The following is a 24,741-nucleotide window of genomic DNA, read 5'->3' as shown; positions in this document are numbered from 1 at the left end:
GGAGGATGGCCCACGCATGATCACGCTCACCAAGGAAGACGGCCCCGCCGACCTGGACGGAGTAACTCACCTGTCCATCGGGGTGTCGTGGGACCCCACGGCCGGCAGCAGCGGAGGAGTCATGGGCAAGCTCCGCCTCAAGTCCGGCACCGACCTCGACCTGATCGCCGTCGCCATGCACGGCACGGACCCGGTGCGCTTGGCCGGCCTCGATTCCCTCGACCCCATGGGCAACGGCTCCCTGATACACAGCGGTGACAACCAGTCCGGACACGGCGACGGCGACGATGAAACCGTCTCGGTGGAGTTCGCACGCATCCCTGCCCACATCACGTCGATCGTGTTCGTTGCCGCCGCCTTCAAGAAGGGAAGCTCCTTCCAGAAGGCACGCAACATCAGCTTCAGGGTCTACGACGCAACCGGCGGCAGCACCCAGCAAGTCGCGGACATCTGGCCCAGCCTGCTGAGCCAGGACAACGGCTGCGCCGTGGCCAAGGCCGTGCGGGTCGGCGGTGCCTGGAAGCTCGAAGTGATCAATGTGACGGGAAAGATCAAGCAGGGTGACGAACAGGCCCTGATGCGCTTCGCTCTGAGCAAGTAGACCTGCAACTCAGGCGGGTACCCAACCGGAGCTCGCGTCTGAGGCAATGGTCCGTACTGCTGGCTGTCGCCGGCCTGCGACGTCGGCGACAGCCCGAAGAGACACCTCGAGGACGGCGTCGCTCTGCCGGGCCGGGCAGCCCCCTTGGCATCCTGCTCCGATGGGTGCACTCGGCCCGCTCGCTCGGTCAGGAAGCGCTCCAGTCCCTGAGCCGGCGGCCGATCAGGCCCACACCCTTTGCGCCAGAGGCGGCATCCCGGACCAAGGAGACTGCCTCCTTGGGCGGGCAATCGAGCCGGCGTCCGTTCAAGGCCAGGTACGCCTCCGCGGAGTGCCAGGCGAAGGCCTCGTTCGAGTGCTCCAGACACGGCAGCTTCACCAGCGTCTGCAGCAGAGCAGCTGCCTTGAGGTACAGGGAACCGTAGATGTCGCGCTCCATGGCCCGGGCGTTGACCCGGGCGACTGCCGCGTAGAGCGGGCCGTAGTCGTCGACCTGTGGATCACCGGCCATCAGCTCGGCCGCGTGCAGCAAGAAGGTCACATCCAGCGGGTGGAGCGGTTCGTTCTGAGTCACGCTGCGTGGCCCCGCTCCTGCTGCTCCTCGAGATCACGCCGGGCTTCCCGCTCTGCGGCGCGCTGCTCCGCGTCGGGATCGACAGTGCCGGTCTCCTCGGCAAACGCGTCGCCGCTGCGGGACATCGACTCCCTGAACGCGTCGAGGAAGCGCCCTTCGACGGCAGTGGCGCGAGCGTAGGCAGCGGACAGGATGTACTCCTGAAGGCTGACGCCCTCCTGCCTCGCGGCAGCCTCGATCGCGTCGCGCTGAGACGGATCGGGAAAACGCAGGTTCATGGCCTTGGGAGTCTTGGACTGCGACATGGTACCGATGGTACCGCCGGTACCACATGCCGGGCCAGTGCCATGGCAGCAGCAGCACCCGCTGCGGTGGACAGCCTGTGGTAGCTGGAGCACCCGCTGCGGTGGACAGCCTGTGGTAGCTGCAGCGCGGGCCGCACGGCGACCGGCTCCCCGCTCCCGGATGCCGGCGGACCGAGATCGACCTTCTCGTCGTCGTCCGCACCCAGGCCAATGGTCTACCGGCGCCAAGGACACGTCCGGGTGCGGACATCACTTCTTCCATCCCGTCGGCACGGAACAGAAACCGCTCGGCCCATGCCGTCCTAATGTCCCGAGGAGTCCTCGCGCTGTCCCGAGGGGTCCTCGAGCGAGGCGGCTCGGCCACGGAGTGCGACGAGGGCCAGCAATGCCGAGAACAGTGCGGCCGAGCCGCAGACCACGAAGCCGATCGAATAGCCGTGGCCGAGGGCATCCAGGGCGAGCGGGTGCAGGTCGGCCAATTTGGGGGACGCGGCCGAGGCGCCGTTCACCGCGAGGGGGCCACCCTCTTCCAGTACGGCCGTGCCCGCGCCCTTGAGCGCCCCAGGCAGGGTGGACTCGTGCAGAGAGCTCGCGAAGTCGCTCGCCGCGCGGCTGAGGGCCACCGCGCCGATGACAGCCGGACCGAGGGTGAAGCCGAAATCGCGCAGCAGGTTGGTGGTGGCGCTCGCCATGCCGGCCAGGCGCACCGGCACGGTGTTGACGGCGGTCGCAGTGATCGACGAGACGGTGATCGCGAAGCCCAGGCCGACCAGGCCGAGTGGCAGAATGAGCGAGGTGAACGCGCTGTCGGTGATCGGCAGCGTGGCCGCCCAGTAGTCGCCGGCCGCAATCAGCAGCAGCCCACCGCTCAGCAGCAACCCTGGCGCCACCGCCCGTAGCAGCCGCTCGGTCAGCGGCAGCATCACCAGCGCAATGCCGTTGAGCAGGACGAATGCCAGGCCCGTTCGCATCGGTGCTTGGTCCTGCACCGGGCCGAGGCGGATGCTGACGGAGTAGGCGGTGCCCAGGAAGGCGAACATCCCCACCACGGCCACGGCAGAGGCGACCGCGAAGGCACGGTTGCGGAACAGGTCGAGCCGCAGCAGCGGCGACTTGGCGCGCAGCTCGGCCAGGACGAAGGCAGCGAGGAACACGGCCGCCAGCACGAAGGCAATGACGATGGAGGGCGAGGCCCAGCCGTCCGTGGGGCCCTGGATGATGGCGTAGAGCAGGGAGAACAGGCCCAGCCCTATGGTCAGTTGGCCGGCAATGTCGAGTGAACGTCCCTCGGGAGCACTGGAGTTGACGGCGAACCGAGCGCTGATGACGGCACTCGCCGCGGCGACGGTGGCGACGACGACGAAGGACCAGCGCCACGAGCCGTAGGTTGCGGTGACGCCGCCGAGCAGCGGGGCGAGGAACCCGCCGGTGGACAACAGGGCCGCCCACATGGCGATGACCCGGGCGCGCTGTGCGGGCGAGGTGGTCCCGGCGGCCAGGATGGCGAGCGAGGTCGGGAAGAGGGCGGCGGCGCCCAGGCCGGCCAGGGCCTGTCCGGCCCAGAGTTGGTGGACGCCGGAGGCGGTGGCGCTGACCACTTCTCCTGCGGCGAGCAATGCGGCGCCGCCGACCAGCAGGCGCTTTCGGCCGAAGAGGTCACCGAGCAGGCCGAAGGTCAGCTCCAGTACGGCGACCGGGAGCAGGAAGGCGTCGGAGATCCAGGTGAGCTGTGAGCCGACGGGGTGCAGGTCTGACTGGAACAACCCGTTGAGGGTGGCCGGTATGGCCAGGCCGATCTGGGCGAGGCAGACGGCGAGGAGACCGGCGACCAGGGTGCCTGTGGTCAGGCCGGGACCGGTGGCGGTTCTGACGGAGGTTTCGGTCGTCGTTGACACGGCGGGCTCCTGAGGGGAGGGGATCTCGGGGTGCAAAGGCAACGGACTGGCGGTCAGCGGGTGCCGGTCTGACGGCTCGGCCGGTAGTCGGTGAAGGCGGCGCCCCCGAGGTTCAACTCGGCGGCGCTGTGCTGGAGTTCATCAGCGGTGGCCGCGTCGTCCCAGTGCCCGGCAGCCAGCCGGTGTTCTACGGCGTGGAGGCCGGCGATCACTTCTGCGGTGGTGAAGTTGCAGTGGCCCTGCCGGGCGACGTAGGCCTGGCGCAGCCGTGCGGAGTCACCGGCCGTGCGCACCCGCTCGGCGAAGGCCGACTCCTGCTCGACGGGAACGAGTTGGTCTGCGGTGGTGTGGATGTCCAGAAGCGGCACAGCCACACCCTGCCCGGCGGTGGAGGTCCGCTTCAGATGAGCCACCGCGGCCGGGTCGGCCGTGATGTCCGCACCGCGGGTGAGCCGGTTCAGGTCGGTGCGCAGGTTGAGCACGGCCTCGCGGTAGAGCGCTGCGACCTGCTTGGCATGGGTGGACTTGTGCAGCAGCCCCGCGTAGTCGACGCCCGTGTTCCACGACGTGTTGCCACCCGCAGACTGCTCCACCGACCAGCGCGCCGGGACGATGAAGCGGAGCAGGCCTTGGGCGAGCCATGCGTACTGCTGCTGCTCCTGACCCGCGAAGTCATGACGCGCGGGCGGCTGTTGACCGGGGGCCCAGTCGGCCAGGTTGAGGTAGGCGGCCGCCAGTGCGATCCGGGCGCGCCCTGCCGGGGTCTGCTGCGCCGTCTCCACCGCCTTCGAGAGCCGGTCGGCGAGAGCGGCGGCGTCGGCCTGGCCGCCGAGGTTCACGAGGTTGTCGGCGTCGGCCGGGTCGAAGAACGTGGCCAGGGTGTACTCGGCGTCCAATTGGTAGTTGTCCAGGTCGACGCCGCCCGCGACCAGGCCGCACAGGCCGAGCGAGCCGTTGACGCGTCCCGCACCGTCCCGGGCGATCTGGGCGTTGATCAGGCCGCCCATGGACTGGCCCACGGAGATGACCCGGGTCGGGGTGCCGACCTGCCCGCGAAAGGCGGCGAGCGCGCCGAACTGGTCCCGCTCTGCCGAGTCGAGCGCCCACATCGAGCCGTGCGGGTCGTAGGAGGAGCCGGCGAGGGCGTAGCCGGCGTCCAGCAGCGCCTCCTGCGCGGCGGCCGACGGGGCGTCGGAGGCGGCGGTCGGTCCGAAGCCGTGGCTGAACAGCAGCAGGGTGCCGTTCCACTGCGCGGGTATGTCCGCGATCCAGGTGGCGCCGTCGGACAGCGTGCCGGAGTGGTGTTCGGCGGTCGCGGCTTGGGCGCCTGTCGCCGACCCGAGCAGGGCGGTGGCGAGGGCGGTCGTGCAGGCGGCGAGGGTCGAAAGACGGGGTCGGGGCATGACGGCGGCTCCGCAAGTCGAATCGGGGGAGCAAGCTGAGCGCTGCGAATGTAGGGCTCTTTTTTGATCGCCGTCAATAGACTGCCCAATAATGCGGCAGACAGGTCCGCGAGGCCGTTCCGCACAGGCAGGTGCCCGAGACCCCGGGAGCGGGTCAGCCCAGGGGCAGAGTGTCGAGCAAGTCCGCGGCGGCTCGCGACGCCGAGCGCTCCCAGCGGCTGGCCAGACCGCGGAAGACGGTCTCCGCCCGGGCGGCGGGCCAGTCCGCCGGAAGGTGCTCGGCGGGCAGATGCGGATCGCGCCGCACCAGGTCCAGCCAGTCAGTGTGCAGCAGGAGCTGACCTGCCAGTTCGTCGCCGGAGGCCGCTGCGGGCAGCGGGTCGGTGCGGTCCCAGCGCTCCAGGAACACCCGATACCGTGCGCCGATGGCAGGCACGTCGAACGCCTGCTCCAGCACTTCACGGACGTCGGTCGGTGATTCCACTTCTGCCCGGAACACCCTCAGATACGGCTCCAGGCCCAGACCCGCCACCATCTCGCGGACCTCGACACGCGTCGGGGCCACCCACAGACCGTTCTGCAGCGGCCCGAAGCCCGCCCAGATCAGACGGGAGCGCAGATCGTGCCGCTCACGGCTCCACGCCTCGGGCAGCGAGAAGCCCACCATCGTCCACCGGCCGTCCCAGTCCCGATTGACCGCGCCGGTGCGCCAGATTCGGTCCCTGCCGTCCGTCAGCACCTGGACGGCGTGCGGCGTCAGCCCGAAATAGGTCTTGCGGCCCTGGCGACGACGCTCCAGCAAACCCCGTTTGACCATCCGGTTCAGCGTCGTCCGCACAGCATCCTCAGAACTGCCCGCCCTTCCCAGGGCGGCGATCACGCTGCCCGAGGACACGGCGACGGACCGACCCAGCACATGCGCGCCGAAGAAGGTCAGCATCAGGGACTGGGTACGCGGCTCGGGACCGCTCCCGGCCGTGGTTTCGGCCGCGACATCGACACTGGTCACCGCCATAGCGTAGGCCCGGGGTGAACGTGCGCCGTCCCGGCTCCAAGAAATGTGTCACTTCTGTGACTGCAATTAGTAAACAGTTCAATATCGCTTTACCAGAGCGCGGGGATGGAAGATTCAGCGATGACCCTGGGCCCACAGCATGAGTGGCTCATTGGGCCTGCTCGTGCCCGGTGAACATGCCGATCAGCCCTTGGGGTGTGTTGTCGCCGAAGAGGAGTTCGTGGAGTTGGGCGCCGTCGCGCGCGGCGGCGGCGCTGCGTGGGAACAGGGCCTGCTCGTATTCCGCGAGCGCGGCCTCGACGTCATCGGGGTGCGCAACGATGGCCTTGCCGAGTTCGGCGCCGTCGTACATGGCCAGGTTGGCGCCTTCGCCGTTCGGGGCCGAGAGGTGGGCGGCGTCACCGAGCAGCGTCGCCCCCGGCACCCGATCCCACCGGTGCTCGACGGGCAGGCCGCTGAGGGTACGCAGGACCGGTGCGGTGTCGGCATCGGTGATCAGCGAGGTGAGTTCCGGCGCCCAGCCGTCGAACTCCTGCGCGATCCGGGCGGCGGCCGCGGCGGGATCGGTGAAGTCGATCGCGGCGAACCAGTCCTGCGGCTTGGAGAGCGCCACGTAGGTGTGGAGGGTCCCGCCGCTCTCCCGGTGGGCCTGGATCCCCTTTCCTGGCGCGAGCGCGAACAGTGACCCACCACCGACCGCTTTCGCGCATGCAGGGTGACGGGTGTCGCTGTCGAACAGGTAGGTCTCGACGAACGATCTGCCGATGTACTCGGGTGTCGCGTCGGACAGCAGCGGCCGGACCCGCGACCACGCGCCGTCCGCGCCGACCAGCAGGCTCGCGGCGACAGTGGTGCCGTCGGCGAAGGTCACCTCGTGGCGCCCCTGGCCGAGGGCACGGACGCCGCTGACCTTCCGCTCCCACCGGACGGTGCCGGCCGGAAGCGAGTCGAGCAGGATCCGTCGCAGTTCGCCGCGCAGCACTTCGGGGCGTCCACGCGTGCTGTCGTCGTCGAACAGGACGGTCCCGTCCGAGGTGAGGACCCGTGTCGCCTCGCGGCCTTCCAGGACGATGGCGCGGAACTCGTCCATCAGGTCTGCCGCCTGGAGAGCCGACTGGCCCGTGTCGTCGTGGATGTCGAGCATCCCGCCCTGCGAGCGCGCCGCCGGAGACGCCTCCGCCTCGTAGATCGTGGCCGGGATTCCGTGGACGTGCAGGACGCGGGCGAGCGTGAGGCCGCCGAGTCCGGCGCCGATGATCGTCACGGGAGTGGTCATGGTGCTTCCTTCCTGATCGCGGACCGCTGGGCAGAGGCTCACACCCGGCGGATCACACCTGGAACGCCGTTCCAGCAGATCCAGGGTGGAACGGCGTTCCATTCCTGTCAAGCTGGAACGACGTTCCAGAGTGTCTAGGATGGGGGGATGGCAACGCGAACGCGCCGGTCACAGCGGCGCACAGAGGCGCTCTCCCGGGGGCGCATCGTGGAGGCTGCCGTCGAGCTGCTCGACGCGGCCGGCGAGGGCGGCCTGACGTTCCGGGCGCTGGCCGAGCACCTCTCCACCGGGCCCGGGGCGATCTACTGGCATGTGGCGAACAAGGGCGAGCTGCTCGGCACCGCGACCGACGCCGTCGTGGCCGCCGCTCTGGTCATCGAGCCCGCCGAGTCTCCGGACTCGCCGCAGAACGAGATCCGCACCGTCGCACTCGGCCTGTTCGACGCGATCGACGAACACCCCTGGCTCGCCACTCAGCTCGCCGTGCAGCTCTCCCGCAGCCCATGGGGGTCGGTGACGCCTCGGATCTTCGAAAGCATCGGCCGACAGGTCCGTGCGCTGGGCGCGCCCGAGAGCAGCTGGTTCACGGCGACCTCGGCGCTCGTGCACTACATCCTCGGCGCGGCCGGCCAGAACGCCGCGAACGCCCGCACCCTCGGGACCGATACGGACCGCACCGAGTTCCTCGACGCCGTATCGAAGACATGGGAAGAGCTCGACCCCGACGACTACCCGTTCACCCGGGCCGTCGCGAACCACCTGCGCGACCACGACGACCGCGAGCAGTTCCTCGCCGGGCTGGATCTCGTCCTCACCGGGATCACCGCTCTCCACCTGTCCGGTGGGCAGGCGCACACCCCACCCTCCGCCTGACGCGGGCCCGCTCGTCAGGCGGTGCGGCGGCCGGTCAACCGGGAGAGGAGGGAGGCCGCGGCCGCCACCGACCGCTCCCCTGGCGAGCCGGCGCCAAGCAGTCGCGTACCGCGGTGAAACCGTAGTCGATCATGTCGCGGTCGTGGCGCCCGATCTCTTCCAGCGGTTCCTGCCCGCCGTCGGCCACCGTCGTCAGCTCGGCGCACAGTCGACCCGCGTCCTTGAGCGCGATGTTCGCAGCGGAACAACATCACCATCAAAGTCACGGCTTCGGGGCCTGGTTCGGTCGACTCCGTTCCGAGCCCGTGTCGCCGACACGGGCTGTGGTGTCACTCGGTACCGGCGGCGAAGTGGTCGGTGCCCAGCACGGTGAGCAGGGCGAGTTTCTCGTGGCTTTCCGTACCCGGGGTGGCCGTGAATATGAGAAGCGACTGGCCCTGGTCCGGCTCGAGCAGGAGCTGGCAGTAGAGGTCCAGCCGTCCGACCTGGGGATGGACGAATCGTTTCGTCTCGCTCCACCGCAGGCCCACCTCGTGGCGCTCCCACAATCGGGCGAACTCGTCGCTGGTGCGCAGCAGGACGTCCGCCAGGTCCGCCGCGAAGGAGCCGGGCCCGTCGCGGGTGACAGCCGCGCGCAGCTGCGCGACGTTGATCCGGCCGTTGTCGTCGTGCTCCTCGGGGTGGTAACGCTCACGGGCGGCCGGATCGGTGAACCATCGGTACGTCGCGCTGCGGGCGTTGCCGGTGTACTGGGTCTGGTCGCCGAGCAGTGCCACCGCGGACGGCGTCTGCAGCAGCGTCTCGCCCAGCGGGCCCATGACCTGCGCGGTGGCGTCGGCCAAGCCGTCCATGACCCGCATCAGCCCGGGGCTTACATGCTGAAGCCGCAGGTCGCGGCGGGCGGTGCGGTAGCCGGCGAGCAGGAACAGGTGATCGCGTTCGTCCGGGGTCAGCCGCAGGCCGCGGGCGATGGCCGCGATCATCTGCTCCGACGGTTGCGGCCCGTCGCCGCGTTCGAGCCGGGCGAAGTAGTCGGCGGACATGGTGCAAAGCTCCGCCACCTCCTCGCGGCGCAGGCCCGGAGCGCGCCGCCGCTGCCCGCGGCGCAACCCGACGTCCTCCGGTTGCAGTGCCGCACGCCGGGTGCGCAGGAAGGCGCCCAGGGACGAGCGGTCGAACGTACGGTCCATGGTCCCCATCGTTGGCCATCCGGCGCGGCTTAGCCACGACCTGCCAGTCAGTGGTTCCGTGTGTCCTTCCAGCACCCGTGGTGCTGCGAGTTCACTGGCGATGCGATGACCGATCGCCCCGAACCGCGAACCACGAACCACGGAGCCAAGGCCCATGACCAGTTGGACAGCGCGTGACCTCCCGAACCTGACCGGCCGTACGGTGGTGATAACCGGTGCCGGCCGTGGCCTCGGCCTGATCACGGCACGTGAGCTCGCTCGTGCCGGTGCCCGCGTCGTGCTGGGGGTACGCGACACCGGCAAGGCCCGCCTCGCCGTCGCCGGTCTGCCCGGCACCTTCGACGTCCGCCCCCTCGACGTGTCGGACCTGACCTCGGTGCGAGCCTTCGCCGACTCCTGGTCCGGGGACATCGACATCCTGATCAACAACGCCGGCGTGATGGACATCCCCGCCGCGCGTACCGCCGACGGCCTCGATCTGCAGACCGCCACCAACTACACCGGTCCCTTTCTGCTGACCACCTCGCTGCTTGAGCACATCACCGACCGCGTGGTGCACGTCACCAGCGAGCTGCACCGGCAGGGCCGGATCGAGCTGGACGACCTCGACTGGCGAACGCGCAGGCATCACGGGATGCGTGCCTACCAGGCGTCGAAGCTCGCCGTCGTCCTGTTCTCGCTGGAGCTCCAGCGCCGACTGACCGCCGACGGCAGCCCCGTACGCTCGGTACTCGCGAGCCCGGGCATCGCCCGCACCACGCTGGCGGCCCACTCCCGGTCGAACGTCGTCAACCGGCTCACGTTCCTCACGAACGACCCGGAGCGCGGAGCGCTGTCACTGCTCTACGCCGCGACCCAAGACCTCCCCGGCAACTCCTACATCGGGCCGGACGGCCCGGGCGGCCTCCGGGGCTCCCCCGCCGTCCGCCGACAGGGCAAGGCCGGCCTCGACTCCGTCATGGCCGGTCGGCTGTGGGACGCGACCAACGACGTCATCGGGTCGGTCGCCCGATGAGCTGCCTGGAGATCGCCCCATCCTCCCGCGTGGTGCTTCGCCGCCGTCGTCACCAGCGGCTTCAGGAAGCGTCGTTGCCCTGTTGCCCGATTCGACCCTGAAGGAGAAGCCGGCGACTCCGCCCGTTCCGGAGTACCGGCCAGGACATCGCCGGTCGGTACGGCGCCGGAGCCGGTCAGGCACCCGCGCCGCCGCGTTTGGCGACGCGGCCGACGACGGCCGTCTCGACACGGGTGATCCCCAGGCCGACCAAGTCGCGGGAGAGAAAGTCGTAGAGGGCTGTCAGGTCACAAAAGTACGCGGCCGCGTGAAGGTTCGAGGGTCCCGTGGTCGCGAACGCCCCGTGCACCGAAGGATGGTCGGCCAGCGCCTTCCCGGCGGCGGCCAGATGGTCGGGGGCCACGTGCAACAGGAGTTTGGCCTCGATGGGCAGCCCGAGAAGGCGCGTATCCACCTGAACCTGGGTGATCAGGCGGCCCTGTGCGGCCAGTTGGGCGATGCGTCGGCGGACGGTGGTCTCCGCGTGTCCGGTGCGCACGGCCAGCTCCGCAGCGGAGAGGCGCGCGTCGGGGGTGAGCGCGTCGATGAGGGACTGCTCCAGGGGATCGGTGTCGACGCCGTACGGGCCCGGGGATCCGGACGATGTCTGCACGGGGACCGGTTCGGCCGGGCTCAGGGCCGCGCGTTCAGGTGCCGTCAGGACGTTGTGACGCCATTCGGAGGTGAGCCGGAAGACGTGCAGCACCGTGGCGCTCTCCAAGGACGTGACCGCCTGGGTGGAGGGCAGTTGGCGGAAGACCAACGGATCGCGCGAACCCGGCTCGGTACGGGCGACCGCGAAGATCTCGTCACCCGAGGTACTGACGTCGATGAACGGGATGTCGTCGCGCGCGGCGAGCGCGGCCACGATCGTGTCCAGTCTTCCGCGCAGGACCCGGATGCGCAGGAACAGTGCCCCGGCTGAGCTTCCGTTGCGCGGCCGGGCGACAGGTGAGATCACCACACGCACGGTGCCGTCGGCCCTCAGCGCGTGCAGACGGCGGCGCACGGTGGCGGGGCTGAGACCCAGTACCTGGGCCGCCCGTTCCGCGGTGACACGGCCGTCGCACTGAAGAGCGGCCACCAGCCGCTGGTCCGTGAGGCTCAGTACGGAATCCGCCGATACGAGTGCCATGGAGACAAGTTTCGCTCATTCCGCCGCGCTGCGACGCCTGTCTCGGTAACCACGCCCGAGGATGGATGACATCCGCGCCACTCCTTTCCCGGACGCCGGCCGACGGACCCAAGCACAGGAACGCCGTCAAAGGAACGATCGAATCCACCACGGAGGCCGATATGCCCGCCCTCAAAGAACGGAAGAAACTGCGCTTCGCCAGCAGCGACACCACGTGCGCCGCCTGGCACTATCCAGGGACCAACGGCGGCTGCGTGATCATGGCCGGAGGAACCGCGGTGACGAAGGAGCCGGCCTCGGACCGCTTCGCACAGCGGTTCAACGACGCCGGCTTCGCCGTCCTGGCCTTCGACCACCGACGGTTCGGGGAGAGCGGGGGCATGCCGCGCCAGGTCGTCAGCTTCGAAGAACAACGCGCAGACTGGCAGGCCGCGATCGACTGCGCGGCGGAACTGCCCGACGTGGATCCGGACAAGATCTCGCTCTGGGGTTTCTCACTCGCCGGCGGCCACATCTTCCAAGTCGCGGCCGACAATCCGCGACTGGCCTCCGCCATCGCCCAGACACCGCTGGTCGACGGCCGCGCACTCGCCCCTCACGCGCTGCGCTCCATGACCCCGCTCGCCTTCCTACGGCTCTTTGGCCGAGGCATCGCGGACGCGCTCGGCAGCCTCCTCGGGCGGCCGCCGTTGCTCGTCCCCACCGCCGGAGTACGCGGCGCCGTCGCCTCGCTCACCACGCCCGACGCGATGGACGGGGACCGGGCCCTGGATCCCGACCACCGCTACGCGGACTGGGAGCAGACGGTCGCCGCGCGGATCGTGCTGCAGCTCGGCGGGTACCGGCCCGGCCGCCACGCCTCTCATATCCGGTGTCCCCTGCTGGTGGTCGTGTGCGACCAGGACCAGAGCACGCTTCCCGGCCCCGCCGTCCGTGCGGCCAACAACGCACCGGACGCCGAGGTACTCCACCTCACAGGCCGTCATTACGCCCCGTTCCTCGAGGCACACGAACAAGCCGTCGAGGCGGAGATCGCGTTCCTTGAGAAGCACCTGCGCTGACTGATCCCGGCGCGCGGCCGGCCCCGCCCGCACCACCGATCGTCAGGCTTGCTGACGGGCCCCTGGTGCGGGATTGCAGTTCCTCCCACGCCTCCTCACGCGCACGGGGAGGATCGCACGGCGAGCCTCGCCTCCCCTACCGATGCGCTACGACTCATCGTGCGAGGTCTCCGGTGGGCCAGACGATCTCAACCGAGATCCGCAGCCGTGCTCCTCAGCGGCATGACTGGCGACGTTCACCTGTACGAGGCTGGGGAGCTCGGGTCGTACGCCGGCACCCAGCGAACGCCGTCACACAATCCGGCACTTCGCTCGGTGACGGGACGTGAGCCGGCTGACCTGTCCGTAGTCCTGTGGATCACCTGCCTACGGTGTGGGCCGATCCTCGTTCGGGCCCACCCGCAAGCGTGAGTCCGTTGACCGCGGGTAGCGACCTGCGTCGGATGGATCGTCCGGGGTGCGTGGCGGTCCGGCTCGGGAGAGTCTGATGATCATGCGGCGCAAGGGTGATCGGGGCGAGGATCGGGACGACGTGGAGGCTGTTCTCGACGAGCTGTACACCACGGCGCCGCCCGACTTCGTGGGCCGTCGCGAGGAGTTGGCCGCGGCGGCCAGGACTGCCGGTCGCATGGAGGATGCCCGCCTCATCCGTGCCGCCCGTCGCCCCACGCTCGCGGCCTGGGCGTCGAATGTGCTGCTGCGCTCAGAGCCGGAGGAAGGCCGGCGCTTCCTGGAACTGGGGCAGGCACTGCGAGAGGCCTACAAAAGCCTCGACACCGACGCCGTCAAGACGTTGTCCGAGCAACGACGCCGGATCGTGGCCGCGATGTCCCGGCAGGCCGCACAGCTGGCTCGGACCGCCGGCCACCAGCTGTCGAACTCGGCGCAGAAGGAAGTCGAATCCACACTGCAGGCCGTACTCACCGACGAGACCGCAGCAGGCCAGTGGGGTGGCGGCCGTCTGAAGTCAGCCCTCAGCCCGCCGTCCGTCCTCCCGGGCGCCTCTCCCCCGGCGCCTGGCACAGGGCTCAAGCCTCCCCGGACGACACCTGAGTCAGCGTCATCGCAGACAGCGGTGAGGGAGGAACGTGCCGGTCGGCGTCGCCAGGAGCAGGAGCTCGCCCGGGCCCGGAAGGCGGCCGAGTCAGCCGGGCGGCGCCTGCGCGAGCAGCAGAGGGCGCAAACGGCCGCCGACACGGTGTTGCGGCGTGCCCGTGACCGGTATGGCAGAGCCCGGGATCAGTTGTATGCCGCCGAGCAGAAACTGAAGCAGGCACGGGAGCGACTGCACCGGGCCGACCTGGACCGGCAGGACGCCGAGGCGCGGCATGCGGCGGTCGCGGATGCCGTTGCCGCGGCCGAACGGTCTGCGCACGAGGCCGAACAGGAGGTGGAACTCCTCGGCGGATCCGCCGAATAGCAGGCCGTGACGGACGAGCGTCCGGGCGGATCTTCGCAACCGTCCCGGCATTTACAGAGCCCTCCTCCATGAGGCCGTGCCATCACCCCGGCGCAGACCGGGGTGACGACCGTCATACCCATGAGCTCTGCTGGGGCGATCCCGTCGGGGCCATGCGCAGAAGCCCTCCCCCGAGTCGGGCCGGACTCCCCGCCGATGCGACATGGTGCCGCCGCATCCGCGGGGACTCTGGTGATCTTCAGCCGCTCATGTGCGCCGCCGAGACGGCCTGCGCGGCGGACGCACGCCATCGGCACCGTCAGACGGTGGATTGAGCGCCGGGGAGTGCTTGGCCGAAGTCGATGTCGGAGTATCGGCGCTTGAGACCGGCGCCGGTTCCGCTGATCGTCGTCGATCCGCTGGTCACCGGTCCGGCCGCAGACCCTCGGGCCGTCCACAGCAGGCCATCGGAGTTCTCGCCGGGGGTGCCCACCATCACCTCCGCCTTGCCGTCCTTCGTGACGTCGACCAGATGCGTCGACGTGCCGAACAGGTCTCCGGTCTCGGCCGTTCCGGGCACGCCGCTGCTGTTCTGCGAATACGCGAGCGAGCCGACCGTGGTGAGGCCGGCGGCCGATCCTCGCAGCAGCGTCGCCTGTCCCGCGCCCTCGGTGGATCCCAGGGCCTCCCAGGGAGAGCCGACCAGGACGTCGGCGTACTTGTCGCCGTTGGTGTCACCGACGCTGAGTGACACCCCGAACTGGTCGCCGTCCTCACCGCTTCCGGGCACGCCCGCGGTGTCCTGGTGGATGATCTGCGGCTTCTGGTCGGCGGTGATGCCCTGGGGGCTTCCGTAGAGAACCTGGATCTCGCCGCCGCGGTGCGCGGGCGTGGCACCGGATGACAGTGACGCGTCGTACGGTGATCCGGTGACCAGGTCCCCGTAGCCGTCGCCATTGATGTCACCGATCTGGCCGGACAAGCCGTCAGCGAGCGGCAGTTCGGTGTAGGCGCCGCCGTGCCCCTCGGCGTAGACCGGTCCGCTCACGTCTCCGTCGGTCGGACCCGGCAACCAGAAACGTTCGGCCCTTCCATCTCCGTCGACATCCCCCATGACCACACCACGGTTGGTCCCGATCGCGTTCACGAAGGTCCTGCGGGCCGGGGCACCGGCGCGGGTGAACGGCCCTGTGTAGGAGGTGGCACCGCAGTCGCCGGTGACTCCGATGTCGGGAGCCCCGTCACCTGTGACGTCCCCGACGGCGAGGCCGGCCGCGAAGCCGCATCCTTCGTCGAGACCGGTCGGCGGTGAGATGGCCGCCCCGCTCTTGAGGCCGGTCGAGCTTCCCCACACCACGGTGAGTGAGCCGACGCCCCCCATGGTGCCCACGGACTCGTCCGGAGTCCCGATCAGCAGGTCGGCGTAGCCGTCGCGGTCGAGGTCCGCGGATGCGACGGCCGTGCCGAACCCGTCCCATTCCTCCGGTGCACCGGGTATGCCGGAGGTGGCTTGCGTGATGACCGTACGGCGGGAGGCCGACACCCCGTTGGCCGAGCCGTACAGCACGACGACCGCGCCCGCCGCGTCGACCGTGCCGTCGGCGGCTCCGGGAGCGCCGACGGCCACGTCCCGGTAGCCGTCACCGTTGAAGTCGTCCTGAACCGCGGCGGTGTTGGCGCCCCGGTAGGGCGCGGCCGCCGCTGCGGCCGTGGCCGGCAGCACGACGGCGGTCAGCGTGGCTGCCGTGCTGACGGCGATGGCGGAGGCCAGGAATCGAGAGGCGAAGCGGCCCGGGGTGCGGACGCAGGGGCGGGAGGACATGACGGCTCCGGGTTCAAGGAAGGGCGGGATGGAGTGGGGAAGCGTCACGGGCCGGTCACCACGTTTCCGAAGCCGGCGGCGCCGGCCGAGCCGAGACCCGCGCCGCCGGTGCCGACCGTGACGGAGCCGGCTGCGGTGATGGACGAGGCCGAGCCGCGCAGCGTCCACACGACGCCCACACCGCCGTTCTCACCGGGGGCGCCCACGACGAGGTCCGCGTAGCCGTCCTTGTTGAGGTCGAGGACACGCACGGCCGCGCCAAAGGCGTCGCCGGCCTCCGAACTGCCCGACACACCGGGGCTGTTCTGCGACCAGGTGCGGGCGTGGGCGGTGTCGAGCTGTCCGGTCGTACCGCGTACGACAGTGACGGCGCCGCTGCCGCCGTCCTCGCCCGGGGCGCCGATCACGAGGTCGGCGCGGCCGTCCTTGTCGGTGTCACCGATCGCGACCGAGGCACCGAAGCGGTCCTTCGCTTCGCCGGAACCGGGTACGCCCGCGGTGTCCTGCGTGATGGTCTGGACTCGGCTCGGGGAGCCCGAGTATCCGGCGTCGTAGTAGATGGTGATCTGACCGCCGAGGGAGGTCCCCGGGCTCTGCGACGGGTCTTCGGGGTTGCCGATGACGAGGTCGGGGGAACCGTTGCCGTTCAGGTCGCCCACTGCGGACGTGGTGCCGGCGGGCAGGTCGGCGCCCTCGAAGCCGGCCGGGTCGGCGAAGTACGTGTGCGGGTCGTCGCCGGTCCCGTCGTATCCCCAGCCTCCGTCCGACACGCCTCGGCCGTGGACTATCAGGCGGTCGTCGTCGGTGTTCGGCAGGTCGATCGGGGTCAGGGCGACGATGCCGTGAGCCGGGTTGAACCCGTAGCCATTGCCGGAGGTGCCGGACTGCGCTGACAGGTCGGCAGGCATCAAGGTGACCTCGGCGTCGTTGGCGCCGACCACGATCGACAGTTTGCCGTCGCTGACGGGGTTCAGACCGTTGTAGGTGCCCACGGCCAACGTCCGTCCGTACGCGTCGTGCGAGCCCGGCCACGGGTCGTCGACCGGTTTCGCCTTCGTCAGGCCGGAAGCGGTGCCGTAGACGACCGTGACCGAGCCACCCCCGACGTCCCCGTCGACCTCCTCGCCGGGAGAACCCACGACCAGATCGCTGTACCCGTCACGGTTGAGGTCGTGGACGACGACAGCCGCGCCGAAGCGGTCGCCCGCTTCGGCCGTTCCCGGGACGCCGGTGGAGTTCTGTGTCAGCACGGTGCGTCTGGTGGGATCGATACCGTGCGAGGTGCCGTACATGACGACCACTGCACCGGCCTTGGCATGGCCCGCCACTGTGGCGTCCGGGGCAGACAGGACGATGTCGCGGTAACCGTCCTTGTTCACATCGCCCGGCGTACCGACGGCGGCCTCGGCGCTCGCCGCGACGAGCGGGGTGAGCCCCGAGGCGAGCAGCGTTGCGGACATCAGCAGGGTGCGTTTGCGCACGAGCTTCTCCAGAGAGGGGATTTCGGGGTAAGAGGAGGCGTACCGAACCACTCGAGACCAATCCGGCATGGCCGCGTCAAGTTCGGCTCACACAAGACTCCTGAAGGGGCAGGAGGGTTGCACAGCGTCGGAGAGTTTCTGCGCAGAGGGGGGAGGCACCCTCATCGCGCTCGCCGGCAGACGACAACTGCGGGAGCCCGTCCTGCATGACGCGTCCGTCACGGCTGTACCCGGCACGAACGACGGGCGTGGGCGGTAACCGGTGGGTGTCGGCCGCCGCCCGGTCCGGTCAGTGCTTGTGGTGGGGCTGGTCGACTCGGCTCTTGGTGGAGATGACCGTCGGGTCGAGGTCCTTGAACTGCCTGGTGTAGGAGCTCACCGAGATTCCCCTCACGTTCTGGGATCTGGCCAACTGCTGGAACGAGGAGGTCCTGGACGCGGTGGTGAGGATCCGGATCGCGCTGCGCTGCAGGTCGCCCAGGCGCATCGTGTAGGCCTTGGCGGCGGGGTAGTTGCCGGTGAGGGTGACGGTGTAGGAGGTGACGGGGCTCGTGGTGTCTCCGGCGGTGGCGTGCTGCACGTTCGAGACCGTGATCGCAGCCTTCTGGGCGGCGGTCAGGGCGGTGGAGGCGAGGAGGTCCTGGACGGCCTGGTAGGCGTCGTCGACCGAGGCGTACTTCGGGTAGGTGGTGTAGGTCTGGTTGTTGATCGCGTCGATGGTGGTGGTGCCGGACAGCGGAGCCTTCGAGAGGTCGGTCGAGGAGTCCACGGTGGAGGTGATGCCGGCCTGGCCGCCGGCGGCCGGGGTGAGTCCGCCGAACTGGAAGGAGTAGCTGGTGACGCCGGTGCTTCTGACGGTCTTGGTGTAAGCGGGCAGGCCGTTGATGTCGACGGTCGGCGTGGCCTTGATGATCGCGTTGACGATGTCGGAGGGCCTGCCGCCGGGCTCGATGAGGTCATTGCCGGAGTACATGGTGTTGGTGGCGCCGTGAGCCCCGCCCCAGTCGGTCATCACGGTGCCCTTGAACCCCCACTCGCCGCGCAGCACATCGGTGAGCAGGTCGTAGTTGCCGGAGGCGTAGGTCCCGTTGACCTTGTTGTACGAGCTCATGACGGACATCGGCTGGGCGGCCTTGACGGCGATCTCGAAGCCCTTGAGCTCGATCTCGCGCAGGGCCCGCTCGCCTGCGACGTCGTTGCCGGAGTTGCGTGCGGTTTCCTGGTTGTTGCCGGCGAGGTGCTTGATGGTCACGCCGACGCCGGGGTTGCTCTGGACGCCCAGGGTGGTGGCGGCCGCGGTGAGTCCGGAGACGAGCGGGTCCTCCGAGTAGTACTCGAAGTTGCGGCCGTTGAGCGGGTCGCGGTGGATGTTCATGCCGGGTGCCAGCCACAGGGAGACACCGTAGACGTTCATCTCCTTGCCGACGGCGGTGCCGACCTGATCGACCAGGTCACGGTCCCAGGTCTGGGCCAGGAGGGTGCCGATGGGCCAGGCGGTGGCGTACTGGTATGTGGTGGGGGTGGTGGCAAGCTGCTGGGTCAGGCGTAGTCCCGCGGGCCCGTCGGACAGGGTCATGCTCGGGATGCCGAGGTCTTCGTGGGCGCCGGTCGTGTACCCGGCGGCACCGACAGCTGACGGGGTGGTGCCTGGCACGCTGGAGCCTTCCACGAGGTCGGCCAGCTGCCTCACCGAGAGTCCGGCGACGAACTGCTCGATCGAGGTCTTCTCTCTGGCGACGTCGTACAGCGTGCTGCCGGAGCTGGTGTGGACGTACGCGACCCTCTCGCCCGTCTTCGGCGTGTAGGGGGCGCCGGTGCCTTCCCAGTCGTTCTCATCGCGGTCGAGGTAGACGGCGGTGGAGGAGACCGTGTCCCCGTCGAGGGCGTGGTAGGGCGAGGAGGAGTCGGCGGTGACGTCCTGCTCGTAGGCGGAGGCCTTGTTCTGGGTGTGGAACGAGCTGGGGTCGAGGGTGATGCGCCGGGCGGCGGCGATCTCCCTCGTCTCGTCGGCGTAGGTGTAGAAGTCGGCCGGTGCGCTGGAGAGTTCGGTCGCGGGCTTCTGGTCGGCCAGTTCGTTGTGGTCCTGCTCGGTCACCACGTCCGTCGCCAGGTTCAGCTTGGCGGCGACATGGGTGTTGCGGGAGGAGTCGCCGACGCGGACCACGTAGTCGCCGGCGTCGAGGACCCACGCGGCCCGGGATTCACTGTAGGAGGCCAGGGAGGAGGTGTCGAAGCTGATCGTGACGGTCTGCGAGGCGCCGGGGGCAAGGTTGTCGGTCTTCGCGTAGCCGGCCAGCTGCTGGTAGGCCTTGTCGGCGCCGGTCTGCGGGGCGGAGACGTAGACCTGCACGGTCTCCTTGCCGCTGTAGCGGTGTCCGGTGTTGGTGACCTCGGCGGTGACCGTCACGTGCTGGGCGCTCGCGGTGACCTTCTGGGCCTGAATGCTGAAAGCGGTGTAGGAACCGCCGTAGCCGAAGGGGTAGTTGACGACGGATGCGGGGTCGTTCCTGTTGATCGAGCGGTAGAAGGAATCGAAGTAGCGGTAGCCGACGTAGATGCCCTCGCTGTATTCCTCGGTCGCCGAGTTGCCGTCGTTGTTCGCGAAGGTCGCGGAGGCCGGGTAGGCCGAATAGCTGGATGCCCAGGTGTCGGTGAGCTTCCCGGAGGGGGTGGCGGTGCCGTTGAGGACGTGGGCCAGGGCGTTGCCGCTCTCCTGACCGGCCTGGCTCATCAGCAGCATCGAGTCGAGAGCCCGGCCGCCGGAGGAGTCCCGCTCGGCGGCGTTGATCTGCTGGTAGAAGCCGGTGTCGATGATGCCGCCGGAGTTGATGACCACGACCACGCGCTGGTAGGTGCGGCCCAGCAGTTCGAGGTTGGCCCGCTCGGTGTCACCGAGGAGGTAGTCGCCCTTGCCGGAGGAACGGTCCGCGCCCTCACCGGAGTTGCGGGCAATGACGTAGATTGCGATGCCGGTCTTGGCGGTCGGCTTCACCGTGTCCGCGGTCAGCGGCTGTTCCACGGAGGCGTAGTCGATCGCCGGGCCGAAGAGGCTGCCCGAGGGGGTGCCGTACTTGGTGTCGTAGGCCCTCGTCATGGCGGACCAGTAGGCGTTGCCGGTGGTCACGCTGTAGCCGGCGTTCTCCAGGCCCTGGCGGGCGGTGATGGTGTACCGGTTGTTCACGTTGCCCGAGCCGGTGCCGCCCTTGACGGTCCGGTAGGCGCCGACGCCGTAGAGGGCGATGTTGCCGGAAGGCGCGATGGGGAGTGCCTGCTCGTGGTTCTCCAGCAGGACCATGCCCTGCTCGGCCGCCTTGCGGGACAGCGCGGCGTCGGCCTGCTCCAGCTCCACGGGCTGGGGGTCGGTGGCCTCCGCCTCAGCGGGAATCCACCCACCGAACATCAGCGTGGACGCCACGACCGAGGCTGCGGCGGCCACGATCACCGGTCTGGTCCGGGGGTGTCGCGGAAGGAAGGTCATCGACAGCGTCCTCTCTGGCCCAGTCCGGCTGAGAGCCGGACGCAAGAGGAGGTTATGGAGCACTTTTCAGTCCGTCAATGACTGAAAACCACTGCGATTCCTGGGTTTTGTTTCAAACCATCAAAACAATCCGCCAATGATTGGCGTAATGGAGGACGGTCACTATCATCGGCGCATGGATGTGACCTCCGATCGCTCCTCGCCACGCAACAGGACCCGAGAGGAGATCTTCCGCATCATGCAGGGCGGCGGGGCCCTCACCCGCGCGCACCTCGTCGAGGCCACCGGTCTGTCCCGCAGCACGGTCAACCACGCCGTCTCGCGGCTGATAGCCGAAGGGCGTGTGACGGAGGGCGATCCCGCGGCCAAGGGACCGGGCAGCGGCAGCGGGCGCCCCGCAGGCGTACTGCGATGCGTCCCCCGCCGAAGCAGTTCCGCCGCGCTCGACTTCGGACACAACCACATCAACGTCGCCGTCGTCGACGGCTCCGGCCACATGATCGCCCAGCGACGCGCCGACCTGGACGTCGACCTGTGTGCGGCCGAAGCCATGGACGCCGCCGCGGAGATGCTGGGGGCCCTTCGCAAGGACCATGACGTCGACGACCTCTCCACCGTCGTAGTCGGCATCCCCGGCCCGCTGGACTCCGCCTCCGGCCTGGTCCGTTCACCCACCATCCTCTCCGGCTGGGTCGGCCTCGATCCCCGACAAGAACTGGAACACCGGCTGGGCCTGCGGGTCCACGTCGAGAACGACGCCGTACTGGGCGCCTACGGCGAACTGCGGCGGGGCGCCGGCCGGGGCTACACGGACTTCCTGTATGTGAAGGTGTCCCACGGCATCGGCGCGGGCATCGTGCTCAACGGCGAGCCCTACCGGGGATCGCTCGGCTTCGCCGGGGAGATCGGCCACACACCACTGCCCGGATACACGGAACTGTGCCGGTGCGGCAGACGCGGCTGTCTGGAGGCGGTTGTCTCCGTGTCTTCGGTCATGGCGCAGGTCGCCCACACCCATCCCAACGTGGATCCCGACGCCTCGCTCCCGGACCAGCCGGACGACCCCACAACCCGGCGCATCCTGAACGACGCGGGCCGCATGCTCGGAGGGGTCCTGTCCGTCCTGAGCAACCTCCTCAACCCGGCCGCACTCATCATCGGAGGCGAACTCGGCGCCATGGGCAGCCCACTGCTGGAAGGCGTCGCCTCGGCAATACAGCGCAACGCCCAGCCCGCGATCGCCGCGTCCCTCGACATCCTGCCCGCCCAACTCGGCGAGAACGCGGAACTCGTCGGCGCGGCCGCGCTCGCCGGCGCGCTGGCCCGTAGCTGACCCGGAACCGGGGACCGGGCCGTTCCCCCGCGGAGGGACGGCGACGGCTCTGGCCGAGCCGTCGAGACCGCCGATTTCGTCATTCGGGACCGCAGCCGAGAAGTGGACCGCACCTTCGCGGTCGGCCCACCCGGCCGGACCGACGGGCGCCCAAGGGCTTCTGCGCGCAAGGTCCCATCAGCGGCTGACGTCCGAACAGGGGCGCGAGCGCTGTGCGCAGATCGTCGATCCGGCGGTAGTGGAGACCGGCCATCCCGGCCTCACGGGCCGCCGTGACGTTCACTGCGATCTCGTCGACGAACAAGCAGCGTTCAGCGGTGACCCGACGCGTTCGGCAGCGATGGGGCCGGACGGCTCCCCGACCGGCGGGTTGAACGCATCATGCCCTCGGTTCAGAGGGCCCCTGCCGAGGCTTTGCGGGCGAGCAGTTGAATCTCCTGGAACTGCCGCCGGTCGGCGGGCTGAGGCTCGCGAACCATCCGGGCCACCTCGGCCAACCCGGACTTGAGCAACATCGCGGAGAGGTGATCAGGCGACCACCGATACGCCGGGGCGACCGTGTGATCGAAGACCTGCGTCGGGTGCGACGGGTCGTCGCTGGCCCAGAAGCCGAGCAGAAGGTGGCCGCCAGGTGCCAGCACACGGTGGAACTCGGCCAGGATGACGGGGAGTTCTTGCGGCGGAGTGTGGATGACGGACCAACGTGAGAGTACGCCGCCCAGCACGCCGTCAGCGATGTCCAACGCGGCCATCGAGCCCATGTCGAACCGCAGGCCCGGATAGGCCTGTCGAGCCAACTCGATCATCGCGGATGAGGCGTCAACACCGAACGCCGCCAGCCCCAACTCGTCCAGATGAGCGGTGATATGGCCAGGGCCACACCCCAGATCCGCGACCTGACCGTCCCCACCGGCGCCTACGACCTCGGCGAAGACACTCAAGATCGCACGGTCCAAGGGCCTTTCACGCAGCTCGTCCCGGAACCGCTGCGCATACAGGGGGGCAACAGCGTCGTAGGCCTCGCGGGTGACACTGAGGACATCGTGTTCGACCATGCTCGCGACAGTAGTTCCTGACGCTGAGCCGAGCCCAGAGAATCACGATCTACCAAGCCCGCACCACCCCGCTGGCACCAGTGACATAACACAGTCCGCCACCGTTCGAGTCGATGACCAACCCGCCGGCCTCCTGGCCCGCTCCGATACCAACAGCGCCGTACTCCTTCAGCCGCAGGAGGACATCACGTACGGGGTCGACGAAGTAGCCGTTGCCGACGTCCGCCCAAGCGACGGCACCGATGCTGTCGTAGAAGGTGACCAAGTCAGCAGGAACGAGGTCCACTTGCGCCAACACGCACGTCGCCGCCCGATCTTCAGGGTCGGCCGGCCGGACCTGATTGGTGCCCGCAGGGAACCTCGTCAGTCATCGTCTTCAGGGGACCTGAGACCCTGCTTACCCAGGATGCCAGCCAGGCAGGCGACAGCGAACGTTCACTCATGAAACCGGATCATGGCACGCACCGCAGACATGAACGGGGAGACCATCAACCTTTGCTCCCCAGGGTCGGAGCAACGACCTGAGTCGTCGGTGGGTGATCACGACACAGGCGAGTTCGCGGGACGCTTCGTGGATGTCGGCTCGCCGTTCCCGGCGGACGCGCAGGCGACACACGACCCGCCAGCAGGAACCCGCGCCGCCGCCCCGTCCACGGATGGCATGGCCGTGCAGCCGCACGGCCGCAGCCATGAGACACGTAACGCACCGCGGGTCAGGGAGCGGGCGACGAGGACCTGCGGACGACAATCGGTTGTCCGGCCTCGGCGCGGGCGCGGGCGGCAGCGGCCTCGACCTCCTCGCGGGTGATTTCCTTGTAGATGCGTTTCCCGTGGGCGTCGGTGATGTCGATGACGATGCCGGTCCACTCCTCGGCGGGCTCCTCAGGCACCTGCCCGAGCTGGTACTCGGCATTCCGGAGCAGTTCCTCCGTGACCCGGACCCCGGTCAGCCGTTCGGCCAGGGCGAGGGAGGCCGCCTTGGTGTCGACACGCCCGCTCGCCTCGCCCTCGTCGTCCGACAGATCGAAACCGACCTCACGCATCACCGAGTTGAGGGCGTCGGGAGTGCTGCCGCTTCTGGCCGTGGGCCATTCGAAGGTGGTCCGAAGTTCCCCGTCCTCGTACCAGTGGAAGAAGTCCATGGGCTTGCCTCCGTTGCTGGAGTGCACCACAGCGCACCCGCCCGCCGACAATGCCTCCAGGAAGCGCACCTGCATCCCCGTGCCCCCGTCTCCGACGAACAGGACGAGCGTCCAGTCGACGCCTTCGCCTGGCACGGAGAACGCGCCCGCGACGAAGGACTCGGCCCAGTAGTCCGTCGGGTCGAGCAGTTCGTCCTGCCGCTCGATCAGCGCGCCCGCCCCCGTGCACGTGCCCTGCGGCTCCGCCTCCATCACCCGCAGCACCTCTCCTGGGACGACGCCCCGCACCAGGGCCAGGGTGTACCCGACATCCAGCGCGTGGCCGAACAACGGGGAGGAACGTATCCAGGCATAGTCATGTGCGGTCACCGAAGTCATGGAGCAGAGTCTGCCTGCTGCCACTGACAAGGCCCGTGAAACAGACTGGGCGCGCGTCCCAACCGGTGCACACACCGCGTCGACCCAGCCGGTCACCGATACGGCTGACACGCTGGCGCAGTTCGCCGACGCGGCCATTGCGGGCACACGCCACACAGGAGGGACGCCCATTCGCCTGGGACCTGCCCCAGCCGGGCGCGACAGGCTCGACGACTCCGGCTCAGCACCGAGAGCACCCTGCTCATGTGCTGTCGCACCGTTGTCCGGGGGA

The 24,741-nt window shown here is 69.3% G+C and carries 20 protein-coding genes; 6 read left to right on the top strand and 14 right to left on the bottom strand.

The features are described from left to right. The first annotated feature begins 16 nt into the window (after window positions 1-16). Entirely contained in the window at window positions 17-601 is a 585-nt protein-coding gene (locus tag ACFYR3_RS35635; protein WP_355853951.1) for a TerD family protein, read from the top strand. A 187-nt stretch (window positions 602-788) separates the two neighbouring features. Here the strand turns inward: ACFYR3_RS35635 and ACFYR3_RS35630 are convergent, their stop codons facing one another. The 6 genes from ACFYR3_RS35630 to ACFYR3_RS35605 form a co-directional block, all read right to left on the bottom strand. Further along, the gene (locus ACFYR3_RS35630) at window positions 789-1,175 is read right to left on the bottom strand and encodes a fic family toxin-antitoxin system, toxin component (RefSeq protein ID WP_355853954.1); all 387 of its coding nucleotides are present in this window, start codon (window positions 1,173-1,175) and stop codon (window positions 789-791) included. Next, the gene (locus tag ACFYR3_RS35625; RefSeq protein ID WP_355853956.1) at window positions 1,172-1,480 is read right to left on the bottom strand and encodes a DUF1778 domain-containing protein; all 309 of its coding nucleotides are present in this window, start codon (window positions 1,478-1,480) and stop codon (window positions 1,172-1,174) included. Before ACFYR3_RS35625 ends, ACFYR3_RS35630 begins: the two co-directional genes overlap by 4 nt. A gap of 302 nt (window positions 1,481-1,782) precedes the next feature. Continuing rightward, on the bottom strand, window positions 1,783-3,375 hold the full coding sequence (locus ACFYR3_RS35620; protein ID WP_355853959.1) for an MFS transporter: 1,593 nt from the start codon (window positions 3,373-3,375) through the stop codon (window positions 1,783-1,785). 53 nt (window positions 3,376-3,428) lie between these two features. Further along, the gene (locus ACFYR3_RS35615; RefSeq protein ID WP_389286086.1) at window positions 3,429-4,778 is read right to left on the bottom strand and encodes an alpha/beta hydrolase; all 1,350 of its coding nucleotides are present in this window, start codon (window positions 4,776-4,778) and stop codon (window positions 3,429-3,431) included. Window positions 4,779-4,932: 154 nt separating this feature from the next. After that, window positions 4,933-5,793: a PaaX family transcriptional regulator C-terminal domain-containing protein gene (locus ACFYR3_RS35610; protein ID WP_355853965.1), complete on the bottom strand. Its 861-nt coding sequence runs from the start codon at window positions 5,791-5,793 to the stop codon at window positions 4,933-4,935. Between the two features lie 148 nt (window positions 5,794-5,941). After that, entirely contained in the window at window positions 5,942-7,069 is a 1,128-nt protein-coding gene (locus ACFYR3_RS35605; protein ID WP_389286083.1) for an FAD-dependent oxidoreductase, read from the bottom strand. Between the two features lie 147 nt (window positions 7,070-7,216). On the opposite strand from ACFYR3_RS35605, the gene ACFYR3_RS35600 reads away from it, so the two are divergent. Further along, on the top strand, window positions 7,217-7,942 hold the full coding sequence (locus ACFYR3_RS35600; RefSeq protein ID WP_389286081.1) for a TetR/AcrR family transcriptional regulator: 726 nt from the start codon (window positions 7,217-7,219) through the stop codon (window positions 7,940-7,942). Window positions 7,943-8,271: 329 nt separating this feature from the next. Here ACFYR3_RS35600 and ACFYR3_RS35595 read toward each other — a convergent pair whose 3' ends face one another. Further along, a complete protein-coding gene (locus ACFYR3_RS35595; RefSeq protein WP_389286079.1) occupies window positions 8,272-9,141 on the bottom strand; it encodes a helix-turn-helix transcriptional regulator in 870 nt (289 codons plus the stop codon). A 145-nt stretch (window positions 9,142-9,286) separates the two neighbouring features. On the opposite strand from ACFYR3_RS35595, the gene ACFYR3_RS35590 reads away from it, so the two are divergent. Further along, the gene (locus ACFYR3_RS35590; protein WP_389286077.1) at window positions 9,287-10,147 is read left to right on the top strand and encodes an SDR family NAD(P)-dependent oxidoreductase; all 861 of its coding nucleotides are present in this window, start codon (window positions 9,287-9,289) and stop codon (window positions 10,145-10,147) included. Window positions 10,148-10,322: 175 nt separating this feature from the next. Here ACFYR3_RS35590 and ACFYR3_RS35585 read toward each other — a convergent pair whose 3' ends face one another. Beyond that, window positions 10,323-11,321, bottom strand: coding sequence for an Lrp/AsnC family transcriptional regulator (locus tag ACFYR3_RS35585; protein WP_355853979.1), 999 nt, complete (start codon window positions 11,319-11,321; stop codon window positions 10,323-10,325). Window positions 11,322-11,482: 161 nt separating this feature from the next. On the opposite strand from ACFYR3_RS35585, the gene ACFYR3_RS35580 reads away from it, so the two are divergent. Together ACFYR3_RS35580 and ACFYR3_RS35575 are read left to right on the top strand one after the other, a co-directional pair. Further along, window positions 11,483-12,382 carry an alpha/beta hydrolase gene (locus ACFYR3_RS35580; RefSeq protein WP_355853982.1) on the top strand — a complete coding sequence of 300 codons (900 nt, stop codon included), beginning with the start codon at window positions 11,483-11,485 and terminating at the stop codon, window positions 12,380-12,382. Between the two features lie 493 nt (window positions 12,383-12,875). Continuing rightward, complete coding sequence (locus ACFYR3_RS35575; RefSeq protein ID WP_389286125.1) at window positions 12,876-13,802, top strand: hypothetical protein; 927 nt, start codon at window positions 12,876-12,878, stop codon at window positions 13,800-13,802. Between the two features lie 298 nt (window positions 13,803-14,100). On the opposite strand, the gene ACFYR3_RS35570 is transcribed toward ACFYR3_RS35575, so the two are convergent. From ACFYR3_RS35570 to ACFYR3_RS35560, 3 genes are all read right to left on the bottom strand, one after another. Continuing rightward, entirely contained in the window at window positions 14,101-15,603 is a 1,503-nt protein-coding gene (locus tag ACFYR3_RS35570; protein WP_355856428.1) for an FG-GAP-like repeat-containing protein, read from the bottom strand. A 44-nt stretch (window positions 15,604-15,647) separates the two neighbouring features. Further along, window positions 15,648-17,084 (bottom strand): hypothetical protein, encoded by a 1,437-nt coding sequence (locus ACFYR3_RS35565; RefSeq protein WP_389286074.1) that lies wholly within the window; start codon window positions 17,082-17,084, stop codon window positions 15,648-15,650. A 289-nt stretch (window positions 17,085-17,373) separates the two neighbouring features. After that, on the bottom strand, window positions 17,374-20,562 hold the full coding sequence (locus tag ACFYR3_RS35560) for a glycoside hydrolase family 3 N-terminal domain-containing protein (protein WP_389286072.1): 3,189 nt from the start codon (window positions 20,560-20,562) through the stop codon (window positions 17,374-17,376). 175 nt (window positions 20,563-20,737) lie between these two features. Between ACFYR3_RS35560 and ACFYR3_RS35555 the strand changes: the two genes are divergently transcribed. After that, on the top strand, window positions 20,738-21,895 hold the full coding sequence (locus tag ACFYR3_RS35555; RefSeq protein WP_355856437.1) for an ROK family transcriptional regulator: 1,158 nt from the start codon (window positions 20,738-20,740) through the stop codon (window positions 21,893-21,895). A gap of 392 nt (window positions 21,896-22,287) precedes the next feature. Here the strand turns inward: ACFYR3_RS35555 and ACFYR3_RS35550 are convergent, their stop codons facing one another. From ACFYR3_RS35550 to ACFYR3_RS35540, 3 genes are all read right to left on the bottom strand, one after another. Continuing rightward, the gene (locus ACFYR3_RS35550) at window positions 22,288-22,950 is read right to left on the bottom strand and encodes a class I SAM-dependent methyltransferase (RefSeq protein WP_389286069.1); all 663 of its coding nucleotides are present in this window, start codon (window positions 22,948-22,950) and stop codon (window positions 22,288-22,290) included. A gap of 49 nt (window positions 22,951-22,999) precedes the next feature. After that, window positions 23,000-23,215 (bottom strand): hypothetical protein, encoded by a 216-nt coding sequence (locus ACFYR3_RS35545; protein ID WP_389286067.1) that lies wholly within the window; start codon window positions 23,213-23,215, stop codon window positions 23,000-23,002. A 448-nt stretch (window positions 23,216-23,663) separates the two neighbouring features. Next, window positions 23,664-24,470, bottom strand: coding sequence for a DUF6461 domain-containing protein (locus ACFYR3_RS35540; protein WP_389286065.1), 807 nt, complete (start codon window positions 24,468-24,470; stop codon window positions 23,664-23,666). Window positions 24,471-24,741: the final 271 nt, after the last annotated feature.

The sequence above is a fragment of the Streptomyces sp. NPDC005784 genome, assembly GCF_042871525.1.
Classification (GTDB): Bacteria; Actinomycetota; Actinomycetes; order Streptomycetales; family Streptomycetaceae; genus Streptomyces.
Note: the sequence above shows the minus strand (reverse complement) of the source record. Positions and strands in the feature narration are given on the sequence as shown.